21 protein-coding genes and 1 pseudogene are annotated in these 24705 nt (G+C 61.8%); 4 read left to right on the top strand and 18 right to left on the bottom strand.

Annotation, left to right across the window (positions count from 1 at the left end; genetic code table 11):
- Window positions 1–129: 129 nt before the first annotated feature.
- From JFT44_RS07535 to JFT44_RS07495, 9 genes and pseudogenes are all read right to left on the bottom strand, one after another.
- A pseudogene (locus tag JFT44_RS07535) lies at window positions 130–417 on the bottom strand (MetQ/NlpA family ABC transporter substrate-binding protein); the annotation flags it as partial.
- A 43-nt stretch (window positions 418–460) separates the two neighbouring features.
- Entirely contained in the window at window positions 461–1822 is a 1362-nt protein-coding gene (locus JFT44_RS07530) for an LLM class flavin-dependent oxidoreductase (protein WP_057437674.1), read from the bottom strand.
- Window positions 1822–3015, bottom strand: coding sequence for an SfnB family sulfur acquisition oxidoreductase (locus tag JFT44_RS07525; protein ID WP_115127149.1), 1194 nt, complete (start codon window positions 3013–3015; stop codon window positions 1822–1824). The genes JFT44_RS07530 and JFT44_RS07525 overlap by 1 nt, the downstream gene beginning before the upstream one ends.
- 23 nt (window positions 3016–3038) lie before the next feature.
- Complete coding sequence (locus JFT44_RS07520; protein WP_198830477.1) at window positions 3039–4280, bottom strand: SfnB family sulfur acquisition oxidoreductase; 1242 nt, start codon at window positions 4278–4280, stop codon at window positions 3039–3041.
- A 184-nt stretch (window positions 4281–4464) separates the two neighbouring features.
- Entirely contained in the window at window positions 4465–5241 is a 777-nt protein-coding gene (locus JFT44_RS07515) for a hypothetical protein (protein WP_198830476.1), read from the bottom strand.
- A gap of 307 nt (window positions 5242–5548) precedes the next feature.
- Window positions 5549–6295: an L-cystine ABC transporter ATP-binding protein TcyN gene (gene tcyN / locus JFT44_RS07510; protein WP_198830475.1), complete on the bottom strand. Its 747-nt coding sequence runs from the start codon at window positions 6293–6295 to the stop codon at window positions 5549–5551.
- 3 nt (window positions 6296–6298) lie between these two features.
- Complete coding sequence (tcyL, locus tag JFT44_RS07505; RefSeq protein ID WP_032884921.1) at window positions 6299–6964, bottom strand: cystine ABC transporter permease; 666 nt, start codon at window positions 6962–6964, stop codon at window positions 6299–6301.
- Window positions 6964–7758, bottom strand: coding sequence for a cystine ABC transporter substrate-binding protein (tcyJ, locus tag JFT44_RS07500; RefSeq protein WP_057437040.1), 795 nt, complete (start codon window positions 7756–7758; stop codon window positions 6964–6966). The genes tcyL and tcyJ overlap by 1 nt, the downstream gene beginning before the upstream one ends.
- A gap of 177 nt (window positions 7759–7935) precedes the next feature.
- The gene (locus JFT44_RS07495; protein WP_169990611.1) at window positions 7936–8928 is read right to left on the bottom strand and encodes a D-cysteine desulfhydrase; all 993 of its coding nucleotides are present in this window, start codon (window positions 8926–8928) and stop codon (window positions 7936–7938) included.
- 166 nt (window positions 8929–9094) lie between these two features.
- On the opposite strand from JFT44_RS07495, the gene epsC reads away from it, so the two are divergent.
- Together epsC and betT are read left to right on the top strand one after the other, a co-directional pair.
- Window positions 9095–10021, top strand: a complete 927-nt coding sequence (epsC, locus tag JFT44_RS07490; RefSeq protein WP_186625083.1) for a serine O-acetyltransferase EpsC — start codon at window positions 9095–9097, stop codon at window positions 10019–10021.
- Window positions 10022–10429: 408 nt separating this feature from the next.
- Complete coding sequence (betT, locus tag JFT44_RS07485; protein WP_164844872.1) at window positions 10430–12394, top strand: choline transporter BetT; 1965 nt, start codon at window positions 10430–10432, stop codon at window positions 12392–12394.
- 49 nt (window positions 12395–12443) lie between these two features.
- On the opposite strand, the gene tauD is transcribed toward betT, so the two are convergent.
- From tauD to JFT44_RS07450, 7 genes are all read right to left on the bottom strand, one after another.
- Window positions 12444–13280, bottom strand: coding sequence for a taurine dioxygenase (gene tauD, locus JFT44_RS07480; RefSeq protein ID WP_198830474.1), 837 nt, complete (start codon window positions 13278–13280; stop codon window positions 12444–12446).
- Between the two features lie 12 nt (window positions 13281–13292).
- Window positions 13293–14120: a taurine ABC transporter permease TauC gene (tauC, locus tag JFT44_RS07475; RefSeq protein WP_057957994.1), complete on the bottom strand. Its 828-nt coding sequence runs from the start codon at window positions 14118–14120 to the stop codon at window positions 13293–13295.
- Window positions 14117–14896 (bottom strand): taurine ABC transporter ATP-binding subunit, encoded by a 780-nt coding sequence (gene tauB / locus JFT44_RS07470; RefSeq protein WP_057437050.1) that lies wholly within the window; start codon window positions 14894–14896, stop codon window positions 14117–14119. The genes tauC and tauB overlap by 4 nt, the downstream gene beginning before the upstream one ends.
- 16 nt (window positions 14897–14912) lie before the next feature.
- Window positions 14913–15890 carry a taurine ABC transporter substrate-binding protein gene (gene tauA / locus JFT44_RS07465; protein ID WP_169990609.1) on the bottom strand — a complete coding sequence of 326 codons (978 nt, stop codon included), beginning with the start codon at window positions 15888–15890 and terminating at the stop codon, window positions 14913–14915.
- 244 nt (window positions 15891–16134) lie between these two features.
- A complete protein-coding gene (gene gshA / locus JFT44_RS07460; protein ID WP_169990608.1) occupies window positions 16135–17718 on the bottom strand; it encodes a glutamate--cysteine ligase in 1584 nt (527 codons plus the stop codon).
- Window positions 17719–17933: 215 nt separating this feature from the next.
- Entirely contained in the window at window positions 17934–18317 is a 384-nt protein-coding gene (locus JFT44_RS07455) for a PaaI family thioesterase (RefSeq protein WP_057437056.1), read from the bottom strand.
- On the bottom strand, window positions 18317–20653 hold the full coding sequence (locus JFT44_RS07450) for a Tex family protein (protein ID WP_115127153.1): 2337 nt from the start codon (window positions 20651–20653) through the stop codon (window positions 18317–18319). The genes JFT44_RS07455 and JFT44_RS07450 overlap by 1 nt, the downstream gene beginning before the upstream one ends.
- Window positions 20654–20987: 334 nt before the next feature.
- Between JFT44_RS07450 and ompR the strand changes: the two genes are divergently transcribed.
- Together ompR and JFT44_RS07440 are read left to right on the top strand one after the other, a co-directional pair.
- Entirely contained in the window at window positions 20988–21728 is a 741-nt protein-coding gene (gene ompR / locus JFT44_RS07445; RefSeq protein ID WP_032856582.1) for a two-component system response regulator OmpR, read from the top strand.
- A 116-nt stretch (window positions 21729–21844) separates the two neighbouring features.
- The gene (locus tag JFT44_RS07440; protein WP_057437058.1) at window positions 21845–23158 is read left to right on the top strand and encodes an ATP-binding protein; all 1314 of its coding nucleotides are present in this window, start codon (window positions 21845–21847) and stop codon (window positions 23156–23158) included.
- A 129-nt stretch (window positions 23159–23287) separates the two neighbouring features.
- On the opposite strand, the gene rimK is transcribed toward JFT44_RS07440, so the two are convergent.
- Entirely contained in the window at window positions 23288–24193 is a 906-nt protein-coding gene (rimK, locus tag JFT44_RS07435; RefSeq protein WP_057957998.1) for a 30S ribosomal protein S6--L-glutamate ligase, read from the bottom strand.
- Window positions 24190–24654, bottom strand: a complete 465-nt coding sequence (locus JFT44_RS07430) for an ATP-dependent zinc protease (protein ID WP_374067400.1) — start codon at window positions 24652–24654, stop codon at window positions 24190–24192. The genes rimK and JFT44_RS07430 overlap by 4 nt, the downstream gene beginning before the upstream one ends.
- Window positions 24655–24705 lie beyond the last annotated feature (51 nt).

The following is a 24705-nucleotide window of genomic DNA, read 5'->3' as shown; positions in this document are numbered from 1 at the left end:
CTTTGAGGTCCATAGGTTTCAGCTCTTCCCAGGGCATGGTCAGATCCTCACAAAATCGACCCTGCCAGTTAATAACTGTTACCTATGTGCGTGAACTGATTTGTAACCCATGTGGGTGAGTCATACCAAACCGGCGGCGGCCTTAGCGTTTTCCAGGAACGGAATGTGCTGGAAGTAATTCACGTCGATATCGCCGGCGGCGAGGCTGACGTTGGGCGCGATCCAGTCGGTGAACTCCACCAGCTCGACTTTCAGGCCCTGCTTGCCGGCCTCTTCGACGGCGGCTTCGAGGGGAATGGCGAAGGCCGCCGTGGTGCCGACTTTCAGCGGCGCATCGGCGGCAAACACCGCCGAGCTGAACAGGCCGAGGGCCAGGGCCAGTGCTTTGACTGGGTGGGAGAGCAGTGTTGTTTTCATGGTCGATTTCCAGTCATAAGGTGTTGGTATGAGCAATAAAGGTCTAAATGTGGGAGTGGCGGTAGGTGGAACCGGTGTGTTGTTCGGGTAAGTGCGCTTCGCGGTGGAAGACCTTTTCTCGCAAGGTTCCGGTCTCATAAGCAGTCTTGTATGACCCACGCCTTTGCAACTCGGGAATCACCAGCTCGATAAAATCCACATAGCTCTCCGGCGTAACAATGCGCGTCAGGTTGAAGCCATCCAGCCCGGTCTCGCTGATCCAGGATTCCAGCTCATCAGCCACCTGCGCAGGCGAACCCACCAGGGTGATATAGCGCCCACCCAACGCGTGTTGTTCCAACAACTTGCGCCGGGTCCAGTCGTTGTTCTGCAAGGCTTTAGTGGCTGATTGGATCGCGTTGCTCTTCACGTACTGGATCGGTTCGTCCAGCTCGTATTGCGAGAAGTCGATGGCGGTGGAGGCGCTGAAATGTGCCACGCCGGCCTCGGCGCTGGCGTAGCTCAGGTACTCGGCATGCTTGGCCCAGGCCAGCGCCTCGGTGGCGCCGACAATCACGTTGAGCCCCATGAACACCTTGATGTCGTCTGGGTTGCGTCCGGCTGCGACCGCGCTGGCGCGTACCTTGTCCACTTGCACCTTGGTCGCAGCCTTGTTCTGCCCGCTAATAAACACGCACTCGGCATGGCGCCCGGCAAACACCAGGCCGCGCTCCGAACTGCCGGCCTGGAACAGCACTGGCGTGCGCTGCGGCGAGGGCTCGCACAGGTGATAGCCCTGCACCTGATAGAACTCGCCATGGTGCTCGACCTTGTGCACCTTGCCCGGTTGGGCATAGATCCGTTGTTGCGGGTCGTTGAGTACCGCGTCGTCTTCCCAACTGCCTTCCCACAGCTTGTACAGCACCTCCAGGTACTCGTCGGCCTGGTCGTAGCGCCGGTCATGCTCGACCTGTTCGGTGAGGCCCATGGCCTTGGCGGCGCTGTCCAGGTAGCCGGTGACGATGTTCCAGCCCACCCGGCCACGGCTCAGGTGATCGAGGGTGGACATGCGCCGGGCGAACAGATACGGCGGCTCGTAAGTCAGGTTGGCGGTCAGGCCGAAGCCGAGGTTTTTCGTTACGGCGGCCATGGCCGAGACCAGTAGCAGTGGGTCGTTGACTGGCAGTTGGATCGACTCCTTGAGCGGCACCTCGACCGAGCCTTGATAGACGTCGTACACGCCAACGATGTCGGCGATAAACAAGCCGTCGAACAGCCCACGCTCCAGCAGTTGCGCCAGCTCGGTCCAGTATTCGACGGTCTTGTACTGGGTCGAGGTGTCCCGTGGATGCGTCCACAGGCCATGGTTGATATGCCCGATGCAGTTCATGTTGAAGGCATTGAGCAGGATCTTTTTCTTCAACATCAGAGGGTCCCCCGCAGCGGCGGGTTTTCATCGTTGAGGTAATAATTGCCGACGGCGTGGTACTTCCAGCGCACCGGGTCGTGCAGGGTGTGCACCCGGGCGTTGCGCCAGTGGCGGTCCAGGCCATGTTCGGCGAGGGTTGCCTGGCTGCCGGCGAGTTCGAACAGGGTGCTGCCGGCGGCCAGGGAAATCTCGGTGCTCAGGGCACGTACTTCAGCCACGGCAATCGACGCCGCCGCGACGGTTTGCGCATTGCTGTCGGCCTGGGCGCGGTCGAGGAATTCGCCGGAGCGCTCCAGCAGGGCTTCGGTGGCGTGCAGGCGGATGCTCAGGTGGCCGAAGCTTTTCAGGGTCAGCGGGTCTTCGCTGGCCGTGTCATTGCCCGAGTCGATCCACGGCCGGGTCTTGGTGCGCACAAAATGAAGGGCATCTTCAAAGGCGGCGCGGGCGATGCCGGTGTCGATGGCCGCGTGAAGGATCTGCGCCAGCGGGCCCACGGTGGTCGGGCGCTCGAAGGCGCTCTGGAACGGAATCACGTCTTCGGCTGCGACCCACACATTGTCGAACACCACCGAACCGCTGCCGGTGGTGCGCTGGCCGAAGCCGCTCCAGTCGTCGATCACCGTCAGGCCCTGGCTGTCATGTGGCACAAAGGCCAGTTGCTGCACGCCGTGTTCATCCACCACCGAGGTGGGAATGCGCTGGGCGTAGATCGCGCCGGTGGCGTAGAACTTGCGGCCGCTGATGCGAAAACCGTCGCCGTCGCGCACAAGTTTCGTCACCCGGTCATGGGCGGTCTTGGTGCCCAGTTCCGCCAGGGCATTGCCAAAGCGCTGGCCGGCCAGCACCTCGGCATACAGGCGTTGTTGCTGCGCCGGGCTGCCATTGATGCGCAGCACTTCCAGGGCATAAAAATGGTTCTGCGGGATCTGCCCCAACGAGGCATCGGCCTGGGCGATCAGGGCAATGACCTTGGCCAGGGTGACGTTGGACACGCCAGCGCCGCCGTATGCCTTGGGCACGCTGATGCCCCACAGGCCGGAGCGGGAAAAGGCTTCCAGTTCGGCGAGCGGCAGGCGGCGTTCACGGTCGCGCAGGGCGCTGTCGCGGCGAAAGTCTTCGGCCAGGTCGCTGGCGACAATCAGGGCTTGTTCATCGCTGGTGATGACCGCGACGGAATGGGAAAGCGTCATGTTTTTCTCCAGAGGTCTGGTCGTCAGATCCAGGAATGCCGGGCCGGCAAGGTTCCGTTGAGGTGCCAGGCGCCCACCGCGTAATACTTCCAGCGCACCGGGTCGTGCAGGGTGTGCACCCGTGCATTGCGCCAGTGGCGGTCGAGGTTGAACTCGGCGAGGGTGGCGCGGCTGCCGGCCAGTTCGAAGAGTTTCTCGCTGACCAGCAGCGAGACTTCGGTGGTCAGCACCTTGGCTTGTGCCACGGCAATCGAGGCCCGGGCGGCGGAGTGTGCGGTGATGGGCGCGGCGCTGACCTGGTCCAGCACCTGGCCGGCCTTGCGCAGCAGGGCTTCGGCGGCGTGCAGTTCGATTTTCAGCTTGCCGATATCGGCGATCACATAGAGGTCGTCGCTGGCCCGTTCGACCTTGGCGTCGATCCACGGCCGCGAGCGTTCACGGACAAAACTGATGGTGTCGTCGAGGGCGCCACGGGCGATGCCGGCGTCGATGGCCGCCTGGATCAATTGCGAGACCGCGCCCTGGATGCCCGGGGTTTGCCCCAGGCGCCAGATCGGTACCACCAGATCGGCGTCCACTGGCACATTGTTCAGCAACACGGTGCCGCTGGCGGTGGTGCGTTGGCCAAAGCCCGACCAGTCATCGACGATGCGCAATCCCGGGGTGCCACGGCGCACAAACGCCATGACCTGGCGGCCTTCGTCGTCCAGGGCCTTGACCGCGACCCAATGGGCAAACAGCGCGCCGGTGGAGTAGAACTTCTGGCCGTTGATGACAAAACCGTCACCCTCGGCGCTGATCCGGGCCTTCACATCCAGGGTGTTTTTGGTACCGCGTTCCGGCCCGCCATTGCCGATGCGCCAGCCGTCGAGCACGCTTTGGAACAGCTGTTTTTTCTGTGATTCGCTGGCGGCGCCTTGCAGCACGTGCAAGATGCCAAAGTGGTTCTGCGGGATCTGCCCCAGGGCCGGGTCGACGGCGCTGATAATCGCGAACACTTCAGCCAGGGTCACAAACGACACTTGCGGGCCGCCGTATTCGCGGGGGATGGAAATGCTCCCCAGGCCACTGCGGGTGAACTGTTCGATTTCGGACCAGGGCAGTTTGCGCTGGCGGTCGCGCAGCCCGGCTTGCAGGCGGGCGGCCTGGGCAAGCGCGTGGGCAGCGGCGAGGGCTTCACTGTCGTTGCGCAGCACCTGGGTGGGCAACAGCAGCGGGGCGATATCCAGATCGCTCTGGAGGGGCGATTGCGCCAAGTTAGACATCGGTGCGCCCCTGCGTGGCGACCCGTGATGCCCTGGCGTTGTGCACCGGGGTAATGTTGACCATACCTACCTCACATCCGTGGAAAAGCTAAAAATCAGGAATGTCCGGTGGTCCGGTGCATATACCCTAAGCGTGTTTATTTTTTAAATAAACTAACTTTTAGGAATATGCATAGAAGGTCTGTCACCCCGGTTCGCACGGCGAGCCAGGACGCCGGGGCTGGTACACCGACAAAGCATCGGCTGCGCCTGTGGCGTTGGCCTGGGCGATGCTCACGATGCGCCCGGGTGCCCAGCGCGAGTTGTTGCCCACGCGGTCGATCACGCAGTAGGTGACCTCCTGGCGGGCATCGTCCCCGGCCTCCAGGATCAGCGCCGAAGGCACCCAGACCTGCACGGGGTGCCCCACCTCGGCGGCCTGGATCGGGGGCAGGTCCAGGCGCGCGTCGCCCCAGCGCAGAGTGATTGCATCACCGGCGGCCATGTTCAGGTAGGGCTCGATGGTCAACGGCACGCCCCGGCGGATCTGGCTGGGGTTGACGCCATGGCGGCGGATGGTTTCGGGCAGGGCGACGGGGGCCAGGTTCTGGTTTTCTTCGGCACACAGCACTGAAGGCTGCCCACCCGGGCAAGCGGTCTTGACCTGCACCCGGGTAATCATGGAGCGCGCCGGGCCGCGCCCCACTTGCATGACCCGGTAATGAATGCGTGCAGCACCGTTTTGCACAAAGCTTTCGGGCACCCGCAGATGGCTGGCCAGGCCGATATCGGCGGCGCCTACACGCTTGGAGGCGGCAAAGCAGTTGTTCCAGAACAACTCGATCAAGTCGCCCTTGCCCATGTCTGGGTAGGGGGCGATATCGACCTGCAAATGAGTGGCGGCCTGCGCGTTGATACCTTGTTTATGAGCTTGGGGTACTGTCGGCGCGGCGAACATGGCCAGGGGGGGGATGTGCGTCATAAATAATCTCCTTGATGCAGCCAGCAGCGATCGTTCCGAACCTCAGGCGTGGGGTTCGAAAGGAACGATTTTTTTGAAAAGCCAGGATGGGATCCAATCCTTTGAGCCCTAGATAAGAGGGTTGGCCAGGGGGCGTCAATGGCGGCAAAAGGCTAAACGGCGGGTTTGGGATTATTCAGAAGGGTCTTACTGGAGGGTGTTATTAAAGGGGGTTCTGACAGGCACTTTGCCGAATGAATACGGGGATTTTTCCGAAAGTCACAAACCTTGTAGGCGCCGGCAAGCCGGCTCCTACAGGGGGGGGGGGTCAGTGGGTGAGGAATTTGCTGAGGAACTGCCGGGTGCGTTCTTCCCTGGGGTTGGCAAACAGCGCCTTGGCTTCGCCTTGCTCGACGATCACACCCTTGTCGAAGAAGATCACCCGGTTGGCCACGTCACGGGCAAAGCTCATTTCGTGGGTGACGATGACCATGGTGCGTTTCTCTTCGGCGAGGCTGCGGATGGTCGCCAGGACTTCGCCTACCAACTCCGGGTCGAGGGCCGAGGTCGGTTCATCGAACAGGATCACTTCCGGCTCCATCGCCAAGGCTCGGGCAATGGCCACCCGCTGCTGCTGGCCACCGGACAGGCGCCGGGGGTAGGCGTCTTCCTTGCCCGCCAGGCCAACCTTGGCCAGCAGTGCGCGACCGAGGCGGTCAGCGGTCTCGCGTGGCATCTTCTTGACCACCAGCGGGCCTTCGATGACGTTCTCCAGGGCGGTGCGATGGGGGAACAAGTTAAAGCCCTGGAACACAAAACCCACATGCTGGCGCAGGCGCCGCACCAGGCCCTGTTGCTGGTTGAGCGGGCGGCTGCCGTCGATCTCGATGTCGCCGACCTTGATCCGGCCACTGGTGGGTTCTTCGAGGAAATTCAGGCAGCGCAGGAAGGTGGTCTTGCCGGAGCCGCTGGGGCCAATGATGGCGACAACTTCGCCTTCTTGGACCTCCAGGTCGATCCCGTTGAGCACCACCTGACCCTTGAATTGTTTGGTCAGTTTTTCAACCACGATCATGCTTCAAGACTCCAGGTCATGCCGGTTGACCCGGTCTTCCAGGCGATTCTGAAAATGCGCCAGGATGCTGGCCAGAACCCAGTAGATCAGGGCTGCGGACAGGTACATGGTGAAAATTTCAAAGGTGCGTGCCGATACCAGTTGGGCCTGGCGGAACAGCTCGGGCACCTGGATGGTGGCGGCCAGCGCCGTATCTTTTACCAGCGAAATAAAGCTGTTGCCCAGGGGCGGCAGGGCCGTGCGCATCGCCTGCGGCAGGATGGCCCGGCGCAAGGTCTGTGCGCGGGTCATGCCGATACTGGCGGCAGCTTCCCACTGGCCACGCTCGATGGAGGCAATGGCGGCGCGCAGGATTTCACAGGCATAGGCCGCCATGTTCAGCGAGAAGCCGATCATCGCTGCCGGGATCGGATCCAGCTCGATGCCCACCTGCGGCAAGCCGTAGTAGATCAAGAACAGCTGCACCAGCAACGGCGTGCCGCGAAAGAACGAGACGTAGACCCTGGCCGTCCAGCTCAAGAGCTTGAAGCGCGACAGGCGCATCAAGGCCAGGCCGAAGCCCAGCAGCAAGCCGAAAAACATCCCGCCGAGGCTGAGAATCACCGTGTAGTACGCGCCCTTGAGCAGAAAGGGCGCGGAATCGAGCGCGAGTTGGAAACCTGCTTCCATTATTGGGTGACGTCAGCGTTGAAGTATTTCTCGGACAGCTTCTTCAAAGTGCCGTCGGCGCGCAGTTTGTCGAGGGCCTGGTTGACCGCTTCAAGCAATTCAGGCTCGCCTTTGCGCAGGGCAATCCCGGCTTCCTGGCGGGAGAAGGCTTCACCGGCAGCGGCGGTGTCCTTGGCTTTTTTCGCATATTCCAGGGCCGCCAGGCGGTCGATCAGAATCGCGTCGATACGGCCAATGCGCAGGTCCTGGAATTTGGTGGGGTCGTCGTTATAGGTCTTGATGATGGCTTTGGGTTGGTTGTCTTTGAGCCATTGTTCGTAGTTGGTGCCAAGGCCCACCCCGACTTTCTTGCCGGCCAGGTCGTCGGCGGTCTTGATGGTGTCGACGTTTTTCGCCAGGGTCAGCGCCTGGATCCCGGAGACGGTGTAGGGCTTGGAGAAATCGTATTTTTTCTTGCGCTCTTCGGAGATCGTCACCTGGTTGACCACTGCGTCGAGGCGCTTGGATTCCAGGGCGGCGAGGATGCCGTCCCACGGGGTAGCCTGCAGCTTGACCTTGACCCCCAGTTCCTTGGCCAGGGCTTCGGACAGCTCGGCTTCAAAGCCACTGAGTTTGCCGTTTTCATCGACGAAACTGAACGGTGGGTAGGTGCCTTCCAGGCCGATCTTGATCTCGCCGGCCTTCTTGATGTTGCCCAGTTGCTCGCCGGCAACTGCCTGGCCCAGCAAGCCGGCGCCAAGCGCCAGGCCCAATGTGCCAACCAGCAACGTGCGACGCAGTACAGAAATAGTCATGACAAGCCCCTGTGTTTTTTATGGTGAGCGAAGCAGGTGACGCAGTGGTCGTATCCTGCCCTAAAAACGCGGTGTGTGGGAGCGCGACTATAGGGCGAGTTTGAAAGCGTTAAAAATAATATAAATTAAACTTTATATTCCATTTTTGCATATTAAGTAGAGATTCAATGTGTCCAATCAGAACACTGAGTCATAGGCAAACAACGCCGGCGCGCCGCCGGTGTGCAGGAAGATGATCGGCCCTTCAGCGAAGGCCTGGCGACCGATACCGTCGAGCAACCCGGCCATGGCCTTGCCGGTGTAGACCGGGTCCAGCAACAGGCCTTCCTGGCTTGCCAGCAGCTTGATTGCCGCCAGGGTGCCGGCGTTGGGTTCGCCGTAGCGCGGGGCGAAGTATTCGTCCCATAAAATCACGTTGAAGGCGTAGGGTACCGTCACCCCCAACAACTGCGCCGTGCGCTCGGCCAGGCCTTGGACCTTGGGCCGTTGCGCTTCGTCGGTGCGCGACACGGTGACGCCAATCACCGGCAAGTCCGGCAGCACTTCACTCAACGCCAGGGCCAGGCCGCTGTGGGTGCCGGCGCTGCCGGAGGCCAGGACCACTGCCGCGAACTGCAGGCCGCTGTCTTCGATTTGCCCGGCCAGTTCCAGCCCGGCCCGCACATAACCCAGGGCGCCCAGGGCGTTGGAGCCGCCAATGGGCACTATGTAGGGGTTTTTACCATTGCTGCGCAGGCGTTCGGCCAGGGCGTTGAGTTGCTCGTCGGCGTTGTCCAGGTTTTCGACCAATTCGACCTTGGCGTCGAACAGCTCGACCAACAGGCGGTTGCCGTTGCCCAGGTAGTTGGGGTCGTCGGTGCCCGTGGGATTTTCCAGCAGGGCGACACAGCCTAGGCCCAGCTTGGCGGCGAGGGCTGCGGTCTGGCGCACATGGTTGGACTGGATCGCGCCGGCGGTGATCAACGTGTCGGCGCCTTGGGCCAGGGCATCGGCGGCGAGGTATTCGAGCTTGCGCAGCTTGTTGCCGCCCATGGCCAGCGGCGTGGTGTCATCGCGCTTGATGTAGATATCACGGCCCAGCCAGGTCGACAGTCGTTCGAGTTTTTCCAGGGCGGTGGCGCCGCCCAGCAGGTTCAGACGATTAAAACGGTCGAGCTGTTGTTTGATCATGGTTACGCACGGGTAATAGAAGATGGGGAGGACTATAGGCAGGGCTTTTTGCCGGGGCAACCGCCAGATGCTTATGCCAAAGTGTTATTAGCATCGCACCATTGGTTCTTAAGGGCCGCCCGGTTGCATACCGTAAAGTGTGGCCATTACCTCAGGAGGGAATACCGTGAGTGAGCGTTCCAGTCATTGGCAGTTACAGACCATCGTCAGCCAGTTGCGCGGCGCCCGGGATCAGTGGCGTACCCGCAATGGGCGGGTCAGCGGCGAGCAGGGCGGTCGCGAGTTACCGTCGCGCGAGGCCGTGGCGCAAATTCTTGAAGCGCTGTGCGGTGCGCTGTTCCCCATGCGCCTGGGCCCGGTGGATCTGCGTGAGGAAAGTGAGGACTTCTACGTCGGCCATACCCTGGATGTGGCGCTCAACGCCTTGCTCGCCCAGGCCCGCCTGGAGTTGCGCTACGCCGCGCGCCAGGGCGGCAATGCCGATAAGGAAGTCGATGCACTGGCCATCCGCTTGATCCAGGACTTTGCCCTGGCTTTGCCGGCGCTGCGCAGCCTGTTGGACACCGATGTGCTGGCGGCCTATCACGGGGATCCGGCTGCACGCACGGTGGATGAGGTGCTGCTGTGCTATCCGGGCATTCTCGCGGTGATCCACCATCGCCTGGCCCACCATTTGTATCGCGCCGGGCTGCCTCTGCTCGCGCGGATCAGCGCGGAAATCGCGCATTCGGCCACTGGCATCGACATTCACCCAGGCGCGCAGATCGGCCCGAGCTTCTTTATCGACCACGGCACGGGTGTGGTGATTGGCGAAACGGCGATCATTGGCGAGCGGGTGCGTATCTATCAGGCGGTGACCCTGGGCGCCAAGCGTTTCCCGGCGGATGAAGATGGGCAGTTGCAGAAGGGCCATCCACGCCACCCGATTGTCGAGGACGATGTGGTGATCTACGCCGGGGCGACGATCCTGGGGCGAATCACCATCGGCAAGGGTTCGACCATTGGCGGCAACGTGTGGCTGACCCGCAGCGTGCCGGTGGGGGCGAATATCACGCAGGCGAACTTGCAGCATGATGACGGGACGCAGAAGTAGCGACGACCTGATGGGGGAGCGGGCTTGTGTGGGAGCGGGCTTGCCCGCGATGGCGGTAGGCCAGTCAAATACCTCTAACCTGACACTCAGTTGTCGCGGGCAAGTCCGCTCCCACAGGGGATGGCATTTCAATTTAGGCCAGCAATCGCTGAACGTTTTACCTTCCCCACACGTCATACCCTTCCTTGAGCTAGTGTAGGAATTACCTACCACTCAGCCCTGCGATTAGTCCCAGACCGCCTATCCATGTTTAACTTGAACGTTCGTTCAAGTTAAACCGGTGGTTCGCTGCCCGCTCACAACAGGAGGCTTACCTTTGCTGAGTCCGTTTTATACAGCCACATCCAATACCCTCGAGGTGCACCGTTCATGAGTGCATCGTCTGTTCCTTCAAGCGGCCAGGTGCGTATGAATGCACCGGTGTTTTACTTCGCCGCCAGCTTCATCCTGCTGTTTGGTGTCACCGTAATCGCGATCCCCGAGCAGGCCGGCGCCTGGTTGCTGGCCGCGCAAAACTGGGCGGCCAATACGGTCGGCTGGTACTACATGCTGGCGATGACCCTGTATCTGGTCTTCGTGGTGGTCACCGCGTTGTCTGGCTACGGCAAGATCAAACTCGGTGCCGACCACGACGAGCCCGAATTCAGTTACCTGTCCTGGGCCGGCATGCTGTTTGCCGCCGGGATCAGCATCACGCTGTTTTTCTTCTGCGTCTCGGAACCCTTGACCCACCTGGTGCAACCGCCCCAGGGCGAGGCCTTGAACGCCGACGCGGCGCGCCAGGCCATGCAGGTGCTGTTTCTGCATTGGGGCCTGCATGGCTGGGGCGTCTTTGCGTTCGTCGGCATGGCCCTGGCGTACTTCGCCTACCGGCATAACCTGCCGCTGGCCTTGCGTTCGGCGCTGTACCCGCTGATCGGCAAGCGCATCAATGGCCCCATCGGCTATGCGGTGGATGGCTTCGGCATCATCGCCACGGTGTTCGGCCTGGGCGCGGACATGGGTTTTGGGGTGCTGCACCTCAACTCGGGCCTGGACTACCTGTTCGGCATCGCCCACACCCAATGGATCCAGGTCGGCCTGATCACCCTGATGATGGGCGCGGCGATCCTGGTCGCAGTGGCCGGTGTCGACAAGGGCGTGCGGGTCATGTCCGACATCAACATGCTGCTGGCCTGTGCGCTGCTGCTGTTTGTGTTGTTCGCCGGGCCCACCCAGCATTTGCTCAACACCCTGATCCAGAACGTCGGTGACTACCTGGGCGCACTGCCGACCAAGAGTTTTGACGTCTACGCCTACAACGAGCCCAGCGATTGGCTCGGCGGCTGGACCGTGTTTTATTGGGCCTGGTGGATCGCATGGTCGCCGTTCGTGGGCCTGTTTATCGCACGCATTTCCCGTGGCCGGACCATCCGCGAATTTGTCTTCGGCGTGCTCCTGATCCCACTGGGTTTCACCCTGGCCTGGATGTCGATCTTCGGCAACAGTGCGATTGACCAGGTGCTCAACCACGGCATGGCGGCGCTGGGGCAGTCGGCCATCGACAACCCGTCGATGAGCCTGTACCTGCTGCTGGAAACCTATCCATGGAGCAAGACTGTCATCGCGGTCACGGTGTTTATCAGTTTTGTGTTCTTTGTCACCTCGGCCGACTCCGGCACCGTGGTGCTGTCGACCCTGTCGTCCAAGGGCGGCAATGCCGATGAAGACGGGCCGAAGTGGCTGCGGGTGTTCTGGGGCGCCATGACCGCGCTGGTGACCAGCGCCTTGCTGTTTGCCGGTAGCATTGACTCGCTCAAGTCGGCGGTGGTGCTGACGTCGTTACCGTTCTCGTTGATCCTGCTGTTGATGATGTGGGGGCTGCACAAGGCGTTCTACCTCGAATCGCAGAAGCAGATCGCCCGGATGCATTCCCTGGCACCCGTCTCGGCGGCCTCCCGCAGGGGCCGTGGCGGCTGGCGCCAGCGCCTGAGCCAGGCGGTGCATTTCCCGTCGCGCGATGAGGTGTACCGCTTCCTCGAAACCACGGTACGCCCGGCGATTGAAGAAGTGACGGCAGTGTTTGTCGAGAAGGGCCTGAACGTCGTCACCCAGCCTGACCCGTCCAACGACAGCGTCAGCCTGGAAATCGGCCATGGCGAAGAGCGTCCGTTTGTCTATCAGGTGCAGATGCGCGGCTACTTCACGCCGTCCTTTGCCCTCGGTGGCCTGGGCTCGAAGGCAATCAACAACCGTCGCTACTACCGCGCGGAAGTGCACTTGAGCGAAGGCAGCCAGGATTACGACCTGGTGGGCTACACCAAAGAGCAGATCATCAACGACATCCTCGACCAGTACGAACGGCACTTGCAGTTCCTGCATCTGGTCCGCTGATGCAACCTTTGTAGGCGCCGGCTTGCCGGCGCCTACAGGGCGTGTCGGATCAGAACGGCACATCACCCAGAATCGTCGCCCGATGCATCACACGCCGCTGTGGCCGATAGTCGTCCACGGCGTAGTGCTGCGTCACGCGGTTGTCCCAGAAGGCCACGTCGTTGACTTGCCAGCGCCAGCGCAGGGTGAATTCCGGGCGAGTGGCGTGGGCGAACAACAGCTTGAGGATGACTTCGCTTTCGGCCGGCTCCAGTTCGTTGATCTTGCTGGTGAAGCCCTCACTGACAAACAGCGATTTACGCCCGCTGACCGGGTGGGTGCGGATCACCGGGTGGGACAGGGGCGGGTTCTTTTTGCGCGCTTCTTCCCAGCGGGCCAGGTCTTGGGCGGTGTTGCCGTAACGTTCCTGAGGGAACGAGCGGGTGAAGTCATGGGTTGCCGTCAGGCCGGTCAAAAAAATCTTCATCGGTTCCGACAGTGCCTCGTAGGCCGCAATACCGCTGGCCCACAAAGTGTCACCGCCAAAGGCCGGCAGCAGCTTGGCGCTGAGCACCGCGCCCAGGGCCGGGGTGGGCAGGAAGGTCACGTCGGTGTGCCAGATGGCATTGTCGCGCACGTCGGTGACGGCGGTGTCGAGCACCAGCACTTCAGGCTGCTCGGGCACGTTGGGGTAGATCGGGTGAATATGCAGGTCACCGAAATTCGCCGCGAAGCGCGCTTGCTGCTGCGGGGTGATCGGCTGGTCGCGAAAGAACAGCACCGAATGCTGGAGCAGCGCGCGCTCGATGGCGTCGCGCTGTTCGAGGTTCAGCGCCTGGGTGATATCGACGCCACTGATCTGGGCGCCCAGGGCGGTGCTTAAGGGGGTAACGGTCAGGTGGCTCATGTTGTTCTCTTCCTAGTGGGCCTGGCCATGCCAAGGCACCCATTTACGCTGCAGGGCGCGTAGGCCCATTTCCATGGCAAAGGCGATCAGCGCGATCACCAGGATGCCCAGTACCACCACGTCGGTGACCAAAAATTGCGCGGCTGACTGCACCATGAACCCCAGGCCGCTGGTGGCGGCGATCAACTCGGCGGCCACCAGGGTCGACCAACCGACACCCAGGCCGATGCGCACGCCGGTAAGGATATCGGGCAGGGCGCTGGGCAAGATCACATGGCGGATCAACTGCGCCCGCGTGGCGCCCAGGGACTGCGCTGCGCGCAATTTGGCCGGGTCGACCGTGCGCACGCCGGTGGCGGTGGCGATGGCAATCGGGGCGAAGATCGCCAGGTAGATCAGCAACACCTTGGACAGCTCACCGATGCCGCACCAGATCACGATCAAGGGCAGGTAGGCCAGCGGCGGGATCGGCCTGTAGAACTCGATCAGCGGGTCGAGAATGCCGCGGGCGATGCGGTTGGCGCCGATAGCAATGCCGATCGGCACGGCGGTCAGCACTGCAAAGCCCAGGCCCAGGCCGATACGGCCAAGGCTGGCACCCAGGTGCTGCCAGAGGGTGGAGTCCATATAGCCGCTGGTCGCCAGCAGCCAGCCCTTTTGCAGCACGGCAGACGGAGGCGGCAGGAACAGCGGCTCGATCAGCCCGCTGGCGGTCACGGCCCACCACAGCGCCAGCAGCGCACCCAGGGTCAGCCCGCTGATCCAGCGTGTGCTCAGATTGCGGCGCAGCGCCGGGGTGGCCGGGCTGACGGCGGTGGCCGGGATTTCATAACTGCTCATGCGGACTCCTGCCGTTGCGAGAACACTTTGCCCAGCACGTGTTCGCGGGTTTCGATAAACCGTGGGTCGGACTTGATCGCACGGGCCGACTCGCCGGCCGCGTAACGCTGGCCAAAGTCCAGGCTCAGGCGCTCGACGATTTGCCCGGGGTTGGGCGCCAGCAGAATCAGGTCGGTGGCGAGGAACACCGCTTCTTCGATGTCATGGGTGATCAGGAATACCGGCTTGGCCGTGCGCCGCCAGACTTGCAGCAGCAGCTCCTGCATCTGTTCACGGGTGAAGGCATCGAGGGCGCCGAAGGGTTCGTCCATCAGCAGCACCCGTGGGTCGGCAGCCAGGGCGCGGGCCAGGCCGACGCGTTGTTTCTGCCCGCCAGACAGCTGCCAGATGCGCCGGCTGTCAAAGCCGGCCAGGTCCACCAGGGCAAGCATTTCCCGGGCGCGGACTTGCCGCTGGGCCTTGGGCACACCGGCCAGCTCCAGGCCGAAGCCGACATTGGCCAGCACGTCTTGCCAGGGCAGCAGGGCGTCGTCCTGGAACACCACGCCACGCTCGGCACTCGGGCCTTGCACGGGCACGCCATCGAGGGTGATGCGTCCGGCGCTGGGTTCGACGAAGCCGGCAATCAGGTTCAACAGCGAAGTCTTGCCACTGCCGGAAGGGCCGAGGGCCACCAGCAATTGCTGGGGGCCGAGGGTCAGGGAAATATCCGCCAGCACGGGCGTGGTTGCGCCTGGGTACTGTGCGCTGATGCGCTCCAGCTGTAGCAAGGCCATCGCGATGAACTCCTGATCAGTTAGTGATGAACTTGGCGCTGACGTAAGGGGCGTAGTCCGGCAGCACGGCCTCGACCTTGCCTTGTTCCTTGAGGAACGCGGCGGTATCGGTCACGGCCTTGGTGGTCGGGGCGCCAAGTAGCGTCACTTGGTCGGCGGCCAGTGGGTAGACGTTGCCTTGCAGCAGCAGCGGGATATCACTGGCCTTGGCGCCGGAGAGCCTCACCAGTTTGTCGACGTTGCCCTTATCGGCCAGCCAGGCTTGTGGGTCTTTACGGTATTGGGCGTAGGCATCAAGGGTGACTTTGGCAAAGGCGCTGACAATTTCCGGGTGCTTCTCGGCAAAGTCCTTACGCACGATCCAGGCATCGAAGGTCGGCGCGCCGAACTTGGCCAGTTCGCCCGAGGTGATCAGCACCTTGCCGTTTTCCTTGGCCACGCCCAGGGCCGGATCCCAGACATAAGTGGCGTCGATATCGCCACGCTTCCAGGCGGCGATGATGGCCGGCGGGGCGAGGTTGAGTACGGTGACTTTCGACGGGTCGATGTTCCAGTGCTTGAGCGCGGCCAACAGGCTGTAGTGGCCGGTGGAAACAAACGGCACGGCGATTTTCTTGCCGATCAGGTCCTGCGGGCTGTTGATCCCGGAACCGTTGCGCGCCACCAGGGCTTCGGCGCCACCGATCTGGGTGGCGACGAGGAAGGTCTGCACCGGCACTTTGCGGGTGATGGCTGCGGTCAGCGGGCTGGAACCGAGGTAGCCGATCTGCACATCGCCGGACGCGATGGCGGCGATGATATCGGCGCCATTGTCGAATTTGCGCCAGTCGATAGTGGCGTTCGTGGCTTTTTCATAAGCGCCGTCGGCCTGGGCGACTTTGGCCGGGTCAACGGTGGTCTGGTAGGCGATGGTCACGTCGGCCGCCTGGGCAAACAGGCTGGCGCCGGCCAGGGACAGGGCCGCCAGGAGGCGTAAAGGGGAAGGTCGTAGCATGGAGAGGCTCCTCATCAGGCGGCCAGACGTTGGCGTGTGAGGAGACTAAATGATCTAAGAATCCGAAAATAAATAACCTTTTCGAATTAGCTTATGAGGAGAAAAGTGCAAACAGAGCTTCAGGGCCATGAAATTAATGGGGGAGCTGGCTTGCCTGCGATAGCGGTATAACAGCCGACATCTTATTTGGATGTGACGGCCTCATCGCAGGTAAGCCAGCTCCCACTGGGGGCATCGGATGGCGTCAGTTACTGATCGCCAGGATGCTCGCCTGGTACGCCCCGACAAACACGTCGAAATCGCCCACTTCGTTCTGCTCCAGCTCCGCCTGTTGCGCCAGCGATGTACGCGCCAGCTCTTCAAAACGCGCCTGCTCGTCTGCCGGCAACGGTTCGCTACGGAAGTACTCGGCATGCACTTCGCTCTGACGCAGGGAGAACTGCGCAAAGCTTTCCTTGCGCTCCTGCATGGCGGCCAACACTTGGGCCGACGGGGTCAGGGACGAATCCTGGATCTTCGCCAACTGGGCATCCAGTGCCAGGCTGTGTTCGCTGATGCCCTGGCTCTGGTCCAGCAGAGCAGCCAGCGGGGCGATTTTCTCCAGCAGTTCGGCGGCCCATTCCTTCATTTCCACCGCCTGGCCGCGACGCTGCAATTGCAGCCCCGGACGCCGGCCTTCCTTGACCACACTGAGGAAGTTCGACGTGGCATTGCCGCACTCGTTGTTTTCGAACAGCGGGCTGTCGTCCAATGCGCAGTACAGCAGGAACGCGTCGAGGAAGCGCGACTCCGGCAGGTCGATGCCCATCGGCAGGAACGGGTTGATGTCCAGGCAGCGCACTTCGATGTACTGGATGCCACGGGCCATCAGCGCCTGGATCGGCCGTTCGCCGGTGTAGGTCACGCGTTTGGGGCGGATATTGGAGTAGTACTCGTTTTCGATCTGCAGGATGTTGGTGTTGAGCTGTACCCACTCACCATCCTTATGGGTGCCGACTTCGACGTAGGGCGCGTAGGGCGTTGCCACCGCTTCGCGCAGGCTGTCGGTGTAGCTGGCCAGATCGTTATAGCAAGGGGTCAGGCCGGCCTGGGCGTTGCTCTGGTAACCCAGATCGCTCATGCGCAGGCTGGTGGCATAGGGCAGGTACAGGGTGTCGGCATCGAACTGTTCCAGCTGGTGGGAACGCCCGCGCAGGAAACCCGCATCCAGGGCTGGCGAGGCACCGAACAGATACATCAGCAGCCAGCTGTAGCGGCGGAAGTTACGGATCAACGCGATATAGGCCGTGGACTGGTAGTCACGGTCGGTGCCCACGAAGCCTTCGGCTTCCTTGAGCAACGGCCACAGCTCTTCCGGCAGGGAGAAGTTGTAGTGGATACCGGCAATGCACTGCATGGTCTTGCCGTAGCGCAGGGCCAGGCCCTTGCGATACACGTATTTGAGCTGTCCGATATTGGAGGTGCCGTAGTAGGCAATCGGAATATCTTCCTCGGCCGGCAACGGGCACGGCATCGATGGACTCCACAGGTACTCGTTGCCGAGCTTGCTGTAGGCAAAACGATGAATTTTGTCGAGGCTGCGCAGGGTATCTGCCGGGTTGGGCAGTGCCGGCGTGATGAACTCCAGCAGCGACTCGGAATAGTCGGTGGTAATCGACTCATGGGTCAATGCGGCGCCCAGGGCCTCTGGATGCGGCGTTTGAGCCAGGCGGCCTTCGCCGGTGACACGCAGGCATTCACGCTCGATGCCGTGCAGGCAGTGCTCAAGCAAAGAGAGGTGTTCGCGCTTGCCGAGCAGAGCCAGGCGGCGGTTGAGAAGTTCGCTCAAGTTGGATTCCTTCACGCGTCAGTCGCCCCAATATGGGGGTGGGCAAGACGGTCTACAAGGGTGAAGTTAAAACTGGCGTTATCGCCTGGTTTTCGAGCCGGAACAACCTGCTCTGAAAGTGCCGACTTCATTCCCTGAATTTGGCTATCGCGCAGGAAGAAAATTCCGACGCTGTTTTCGCAGCGCCGAAATTAACCCAAATTGATGACAGGGAGCTATAGGACAGCGAAGGTGCCTTGTGCTTTTGCGACGAGTCTTTCGTCCTGATACACCTCGGCCTCGACCACCAGCGTGCGCCGGCCGGGGTGGATGACCCGGGCGGTGCACAGCACGTCACCGTCGGACACGGCACGGATGTAGTTGATTTTGCACTCGATGGTTGCGCTCTGCTGGTCAAAACCGTGGGAGCTGGAACAGGCCAGCCCCATGGCAATGTCCACCAGGCTGAAAATCGCCCCGCCATGGAGCTTGCCCGCGCGGTTGCGCAATTGTGGCTCCAGGCTCAGGGCAACCTCGGCAACGCCTTGGTCCAGGCGTTGCAGACGGCAGCCGAGCAGCTCGCTGAAGGCGCTGTGGGTCAAGCCGGCTGGCAGCTCCATCAGCGCTTTTTCAACTGCTTGGCGTTGGCGAACAGCGAAGCCATGGCGTTATTGGCCGGGGCTGCGGTGGTGGCTTCCTTACGCGGTGCAGTGTTTTCCGAGCGGTTTTGCGACTGGCGTGGTGCTGAACCCGGGCGTGCGCCACGGGCACCGTCGATTTTCTCGCCGGGGGTATCGCTCATGCGCATCGACAGGCCCACGCGTTTGCGCGGGATATCCACTTCCATGACCTTGACCTTGACCACATCCCCGGCCTTCACCGCCTCGCGCGGATCCTTGATGAACTTCTCTGAAAGCGCGGAGATATGCACCAAACCGTCCTGATGCACACCGATATCCACAAATGCGCCGAAGTTGGTCACGTTGGTCACCACGCCTTCGAGGATCATCCCCAGTTGCAAGTCCTTGAGGTCTTCGACGCCTTCCTGGAACTCGGCGGTCTTGAACTCCGGACGCGGGTCGCGGCCCGGTTTTTCCAGTTCTTGCAGGATGTCGGTGATGGTCGGCACACCGAAGGTTTCGTCGGTGTACTTCTTCGGATCCAGGCGCTTGAGGAACGCGGCGTCGCCGATCAGCGAGCGGATATCGCGGTCGGTTTCAGCGGCGATGCGCTGTACCAGCGGATAGGCTTCCGGGTGGACTGCCGAGGCGTCGAGCGGGTTGTCACCGTTCATCACGCGCAGGAAGCCGGCGGCCTGTTCGAAGGTTTTTTCGCCAAGGCGTGCGACTTTTTTCAGCGCCGCTCGGGTCTTGAACGCGCCGTTTTCATCGCGATGGGTGACGATATTCTGCGCCAGGGTGGAGTTGAGGCCGGAAATCCGCGCCAGCAGGGCGACCGAGGCAGTGTTGACGTCGACGCCGACCTTGTTCACACAGTCTTCCACCACTGCATCCAGGCCGCGCGCCAGTTTCAGCTGCGACACGTCGTGCTGGTACTGGCCGACGCCAATGGATTTAGGGTCGATCTTCACCAGCTCGGCCAGTGGATCCTGTAGTCGGCGTGCGATGGACACCGCGCCACGGATCGACACGTCGAGGTCCGGGAATTCCTTGGAGGCCAGTTCCGACGCCGAGTACACCGAAGCGCCCGCCTCGGAGACCATGACCTTGGTCATTTTCATGCCTGGGTATTTTTTGATCAGTTCCAGGGCCAGCTTGTCGGTTTCGCGGCTGGCGGTGCCGTTGCCGATGGCAATCAGGTCTACCGCATGCTTGGCGCACAGGGCGGCGAGGATGGCGATGGTCTGGTCCCACTTGTTGTGGGGCACGTGCGGGTACACGGTGGCGTGGTCCAGCAGCTTGCCGGTGGCGTCGACCACGGCGACCTTGCAACCGGTGCGCAGGCCCGGGTCCAGGCCCAGGGTTGCGCGCGGGCCGGCCGGAGCGGCCAGCAGCAGGTCGTGCAGGTTGTGGGCGAATACGTTGATCGCCTCGGTCTCGGCGCCGTCGCGCAGCTCGCCCAGCAGGTCGGTTTCCAGGTGGGTGTAGAGCTTGACCTTCCAGGTCCAGCGCACGACTTCACTGAGCCATTTATCCGCAGGACGATTCTGATTCTGGATGCCGAATTGTTGGCCGATCATGCCTTCGCACGGGTGCATGGTGCCCGGCAGTTCGTCGCCGACCTTCAGTGCGGAGCTGAGAATGCCTTCGTTGCGGCCGCGGAAAATGGCGAGGGCGCGGTGGGACGGCATGCTTTTCAGTGGTTCGTCGTGCTCGAAGTAATCGCGGAACTTGGCGCCTTCTTCCTCTTTGCCGGCGATCACACGGGCGCTGAGGGTGGCTTCCTGTTTCAGGTAGTTACGCAATTTTTCCAGCAGGTTGGCGTCTTCGGCGAAACGCTCCATGAGGATGTACTTGGCGCCTTCGAGGGCGGCCTTGACGTCGGCCACGCCTTTTTCGCCATCGACAAAGCGCGCGGCTTCGGTTTCCGGGGTCAGGGACGGGTCGTTGAACAGACCGTCGGCCAGCTCGCCGAGGCCGGCTTCCAGGGCGATCTGGCCCTTGGTGCGGCGCTTCTGCTTGTACGGCAGGTACAAGTCTTCGAGGCGGGTCTTGGTGTCGGCGAGCTTGATATCGCGTTCGAGTTGCGGGGTCAGCTTGCCCTGCTCCTGGATGCTGGCGAGAATGCTGACACGCCGTTCGTCGAGTTCTCGCAGGTAGCGCAGGCGCTCTTCCAGATGCCGCAGCTGGATATCATCGAGGCTGCCGGTCACTTCTTTACGGTAACGGGCGATGAAGGGCACGGTGGAGCCTTCATCCAGTAGAGCGACGGCCGCTTCGACCTGTTGTGGGCGTACACCGAGTTCCTCGGCGATGCGGCTGTTGATGCTGTCCATAAAACCACCTGAAATTCTTGAAAGCAGTGCGCAGGCCCGGAAAACAAGGCTTTGCGCGGCTGGTTGAGCGGCCCGACTGGCGCCGCTGCCTGGGTCAAGAGGCAGCCTATTGACCCTCGAAATCGAAAAAGTCACGACAAGCAGATGAAAAAACACCAGGCCGGCCACGGTATTGCCCGGCACTGAGGCGCGGCATTATAACCAGCGATCCGTTCTTGGGGGGATTGCGCCAGGCGCCGGCGCACTGGTGGTTGGAGAAAAATCTGCTAACAATGCGTACCGTGCGTATAACGGCAGCTAAGCCATAATGCGCGCCAGATAAGAGGAGCATCCAATGAGCAGCACTGCACAAACTGCTGAAGGCGAAAAAATTCTCATCGTTGATGACGATCCGGGGCTGAGCAGCCTGCTGGAGCGGTTCTTCACCTCCAAGGGCTACCGTGCCCGCGCGGTGCCGAACACCGAGCAGATGGACCGCCTGCTCGGGCGCGAAGTCTTCAACCTGGTCGTGCTTGACCTGATGTTGCCCGGCGAAGACGGCCTGACCGCCTGCAAGCGCCTGCGCAGCACCAACAACCAGATCCCGATCATCATGCTGACCGCCAAGGGCGATGAGCTGAGCCGTATCAAGGGCCTGGAACTGGGCGCCGACGACTACCTGGCCAAGCCATTCAACCCCGACGAGCTGATGGCGCGGGTCAAGGCCGTATTGCGTCGCCAGGCGGCTCCCGTACCGGGCGCGCCAGGCAGCGAAGATGAAAGCGTGACTTTTGGTGACTACGAACTGTCGCTGGCTACCCGTGAGCTCAAGCGTGGCGAAGAAGTCCACATGCTCACCACGGGCGAATTCGCGGTGCTCAAGGCGCTGGTGATGAACGCTCGCCAACCGCTGACCCGTGACAAGCTGATGAACCTGGCCCGTGGTCGTGAATGGGACGCCCTGGAGCGCTCCATCGATGTGCAGATTTCCCGTCTGCGCCGGATGATCGAGCCGGATCCGTCCAAGCCGCGTTATATCCAGACAGTGTGGGGCGTGGGTTACGTGTTTGTGCCGGATGGCACGGCAACCAAGTAATCGATGATTTGCACATGCGGGTATTCCGGAGTTCGATCCCAAGGGGTCGGCCGGATGCCCGGCGTCTGCAATTCTGCGAGCGTGGCTCGCTCTTGCCAGGTGTCTAGCTGTCTTCTATGAAAACCCCGCTGTGGTTCCCCCAAAGTTTCTTCTCCCGCACCCTTTGGCTGGTGCTGATCGTCGTGCTGTTTTCCAAGGCGCTGACCCTCGTTTATCTATTGATGAACGAAGACGTGCTGGTGGACCGGCAGTACAGCCATGGTGTTGCGCTGACATTGCGTGGCTACTGGGCTGTGGATCCGGAGAACCGCGAAAAAGTCGCCAAGGCGTCGACGTTGACCCGCGTGGATGGGGCTGGCGTGCCGGAAGGCGAGCAGCATTGGCCTTACAGCGAGATCTACCAGCGCCAGATGCAGGCCGAACTGGGTGAAGACACCGAGGTGCGCTTGCGCATGCATGTATCACCCGCCCTCTGGGTGCGCGCGCCGAGCCTGGGCGATGCATGGATCAAGGTTCCGCTGTATCCGCACCCGCTGCGGGGGCAGAAGATCTGGAACGTACTTGGCTGGTTCCTGGCTATCGGCCTGCTTTCCACCGCGTCGGCCTGGATTTTCGTGCGCCAGCTCAACCAGCCGCTCAAGCGCCTGGTGTTCGCCGCCAGGCAACTGGGGCAGGGGCGCAGCGTGCGCCTGCCGATCAGCGATACGCCCAGCGAAATGACCGAGGTCTATAGCGCGTTCAACCAGATGGCCGAGGATGTCGAACAGGCCGGTCGCGAGCGTGAGCTGATGCTGGCCGGGGTGTCCCACGACCTGCGCACGCCGCTGACACGCTTGCGCCTGTCCCTGGAACTGATGGGTAACCACACCGACCTGACCGATGACATGGTCCGTGATATCGAAGACATGGACGCGATTCTCGACCAGTTCCTGGCGTTTATCCGCGATGGTCGCGATGAGGTGGTGGAAGAAGTGGACCTGACCGACCTGGTCCGCGAGGTCGTGGCGCCCTATAACCAGAATGGCGAGCAGGTACACATGCGCCTGGAGCCGATCCAGCCCTTTGCGTTGCGCCGGGTCTCGATGAAGCGCCTGTTGAACAACCTGATCGGCAACGCCTTGCATCATGCGGGCACCGAGGTGGAAGTCGCCGCCTATGTGTCTGGTGACACCAACGCGCCCTATGTGGTGCTGAGTGTCATGGACCGTGGCGCCGGGATTGATCCGGCGGAGCTGGAGGGCATTTTCAACCCCTTCACCCGTGGCGACCGTGCTCGTGGTGGCAAAGGCACCGGCCTGGGGCTGGCGATTGTGCGGCGGATTGCCTCGATGCATGGTGGCAATGTTGAGCTGCGCAACCGTGCCGATGGCGGGCTGGAAGCGCGGGTGCGCTTGCCGTTGGGGCTGATGTTGCCAAGGGATGCGGTCTAAGCCACGACTAAAATCAAATGTGGGAGCTGGTTTGCCTGCGAAAAAAACTAACAGTGATGTTGAATGTTAGTCAGTCATCGCAGGCAAGCCAGCTCCCACACTGGTTTGTGCTGCCCTAAAGGGCGTATTTCAGCCCTTGCCCTTGGTCCGGGTCAGATTCGGCCCGCTGTTCTTCTCCAGATGCTGAATGATGATCCCCGCCACATCCTTGTTGGTGGTGGTCTCAATTCCTTCCAGGCCTGGTGACGAGTTGACTTCCATCACCAGTGGCCCGTGGTTCGAGCGCAGGATATCCACGCCCGCCACACTCAAGCCCATGACCTTGGCTGCGCGCAGGGCGGTCATGCGTTCTTCCGGGGTGATCTTGATCAGGCTGGCGCTGCCACCCCGATGCAGGTTGGAGCGAAACTCCCCCGGCTTGGCCTGGCGCTTCATCGCGGCAATCACCTTGTCCCCCACCACGAAGCAACGGATATCGGCCCCGCCGGCTTCCTTGATGTATTCCTGGACCATGATGTTCTGCTTGAGGCCCATGAACGCTTCGATCACCGACTCTGCCGCCGTGGCGGTTTCACACAGCACCACACCAATGCCCTGGGTGCCTTCCAGCACCTTGATCACCAATGGCGCACCGTTGACCATCTCGATCAGGTCGGGAATGTCATCGGGGGAATGGGCAAAACCAGTCACGGGCAAGCCGATGCCCCGGCGCGACAGCAATTGCAGGGAGCGCAGCTTGTCCCGGGAGCGGGCAATGGCCACCGATTCGTTGAGCGGAAACACCCCCATCATTTCAAACTGGCGCAGGACCGCGCAGCCGTAGAACGTCACCGAGGCCCCGATACGCGGGATCACCGCGTCGAAGCCTTCCAGTGGTTTGCCCCGGTAGTGGATCTGCGGCTTATGACTGGCAATGTTCATATAGGCGCGCAACGTATCGATCACCACCATCTCATGGCCCCGTTCGGTGCCGGCCTCGACCAGACGGCGGGTGGAATACAGACGCGGGTTACGCGACAGCACAGCGATCTTCATGCAACACCTGTGGCAGCAATAGTGGAGACCGGGAACACCGGCTTGTCTTGAACATACTTGAGCCCCGGGTTGACCACTAACTGGCCGTCGATCAGGGCTTTGGAACCTAGCAACAGGCGGTAACGCATGGTTTTGCGGCAAGCCAGGGTGAACTCCACCCTCCATACCCGATCACCCAGGGCCAGGGTGGTGCTGATGACGTAGCGCACCTGCGCCTGGCCGTTGGAGCTTTTAATGGTTTTCATGGCCACCAGCGGTGCTTCGCAGCGCCGGTGACGCAGTTGCACCACGCTGCCCAGGTGCGCCGTAAAGCGCAGCCATTTTTCACCGTCACGCTCAAAAGGCTCGATCTCGGTGGCATGCAGGCTGGAGGTACTGGCGCCGGTGTCGATCTTTGCGCGCAGGCCCGCCACACCCAAATCGGGAAGCGCCACCCATTCACGCAGACCGACAACGGTCAAATGGTCAAATGTCTTCAATATGAACAACCGGCAATCAGGGAAGTTTCTACG

Origin of the sequence: Pseudomonas sp. MF5691 (assembly GCF_016405645.1) — a bacterium.
GTDB lineage: Bacteria > Pseudomonadota > Gammaproteobacteria > Pseudomonadales > Pseudomonadaceae > Aquipseudomonas > Aquipseudomonas shahriarae.
This window is presented reverse-complemented; position numbering and strand designations above follow the sequence as displayed.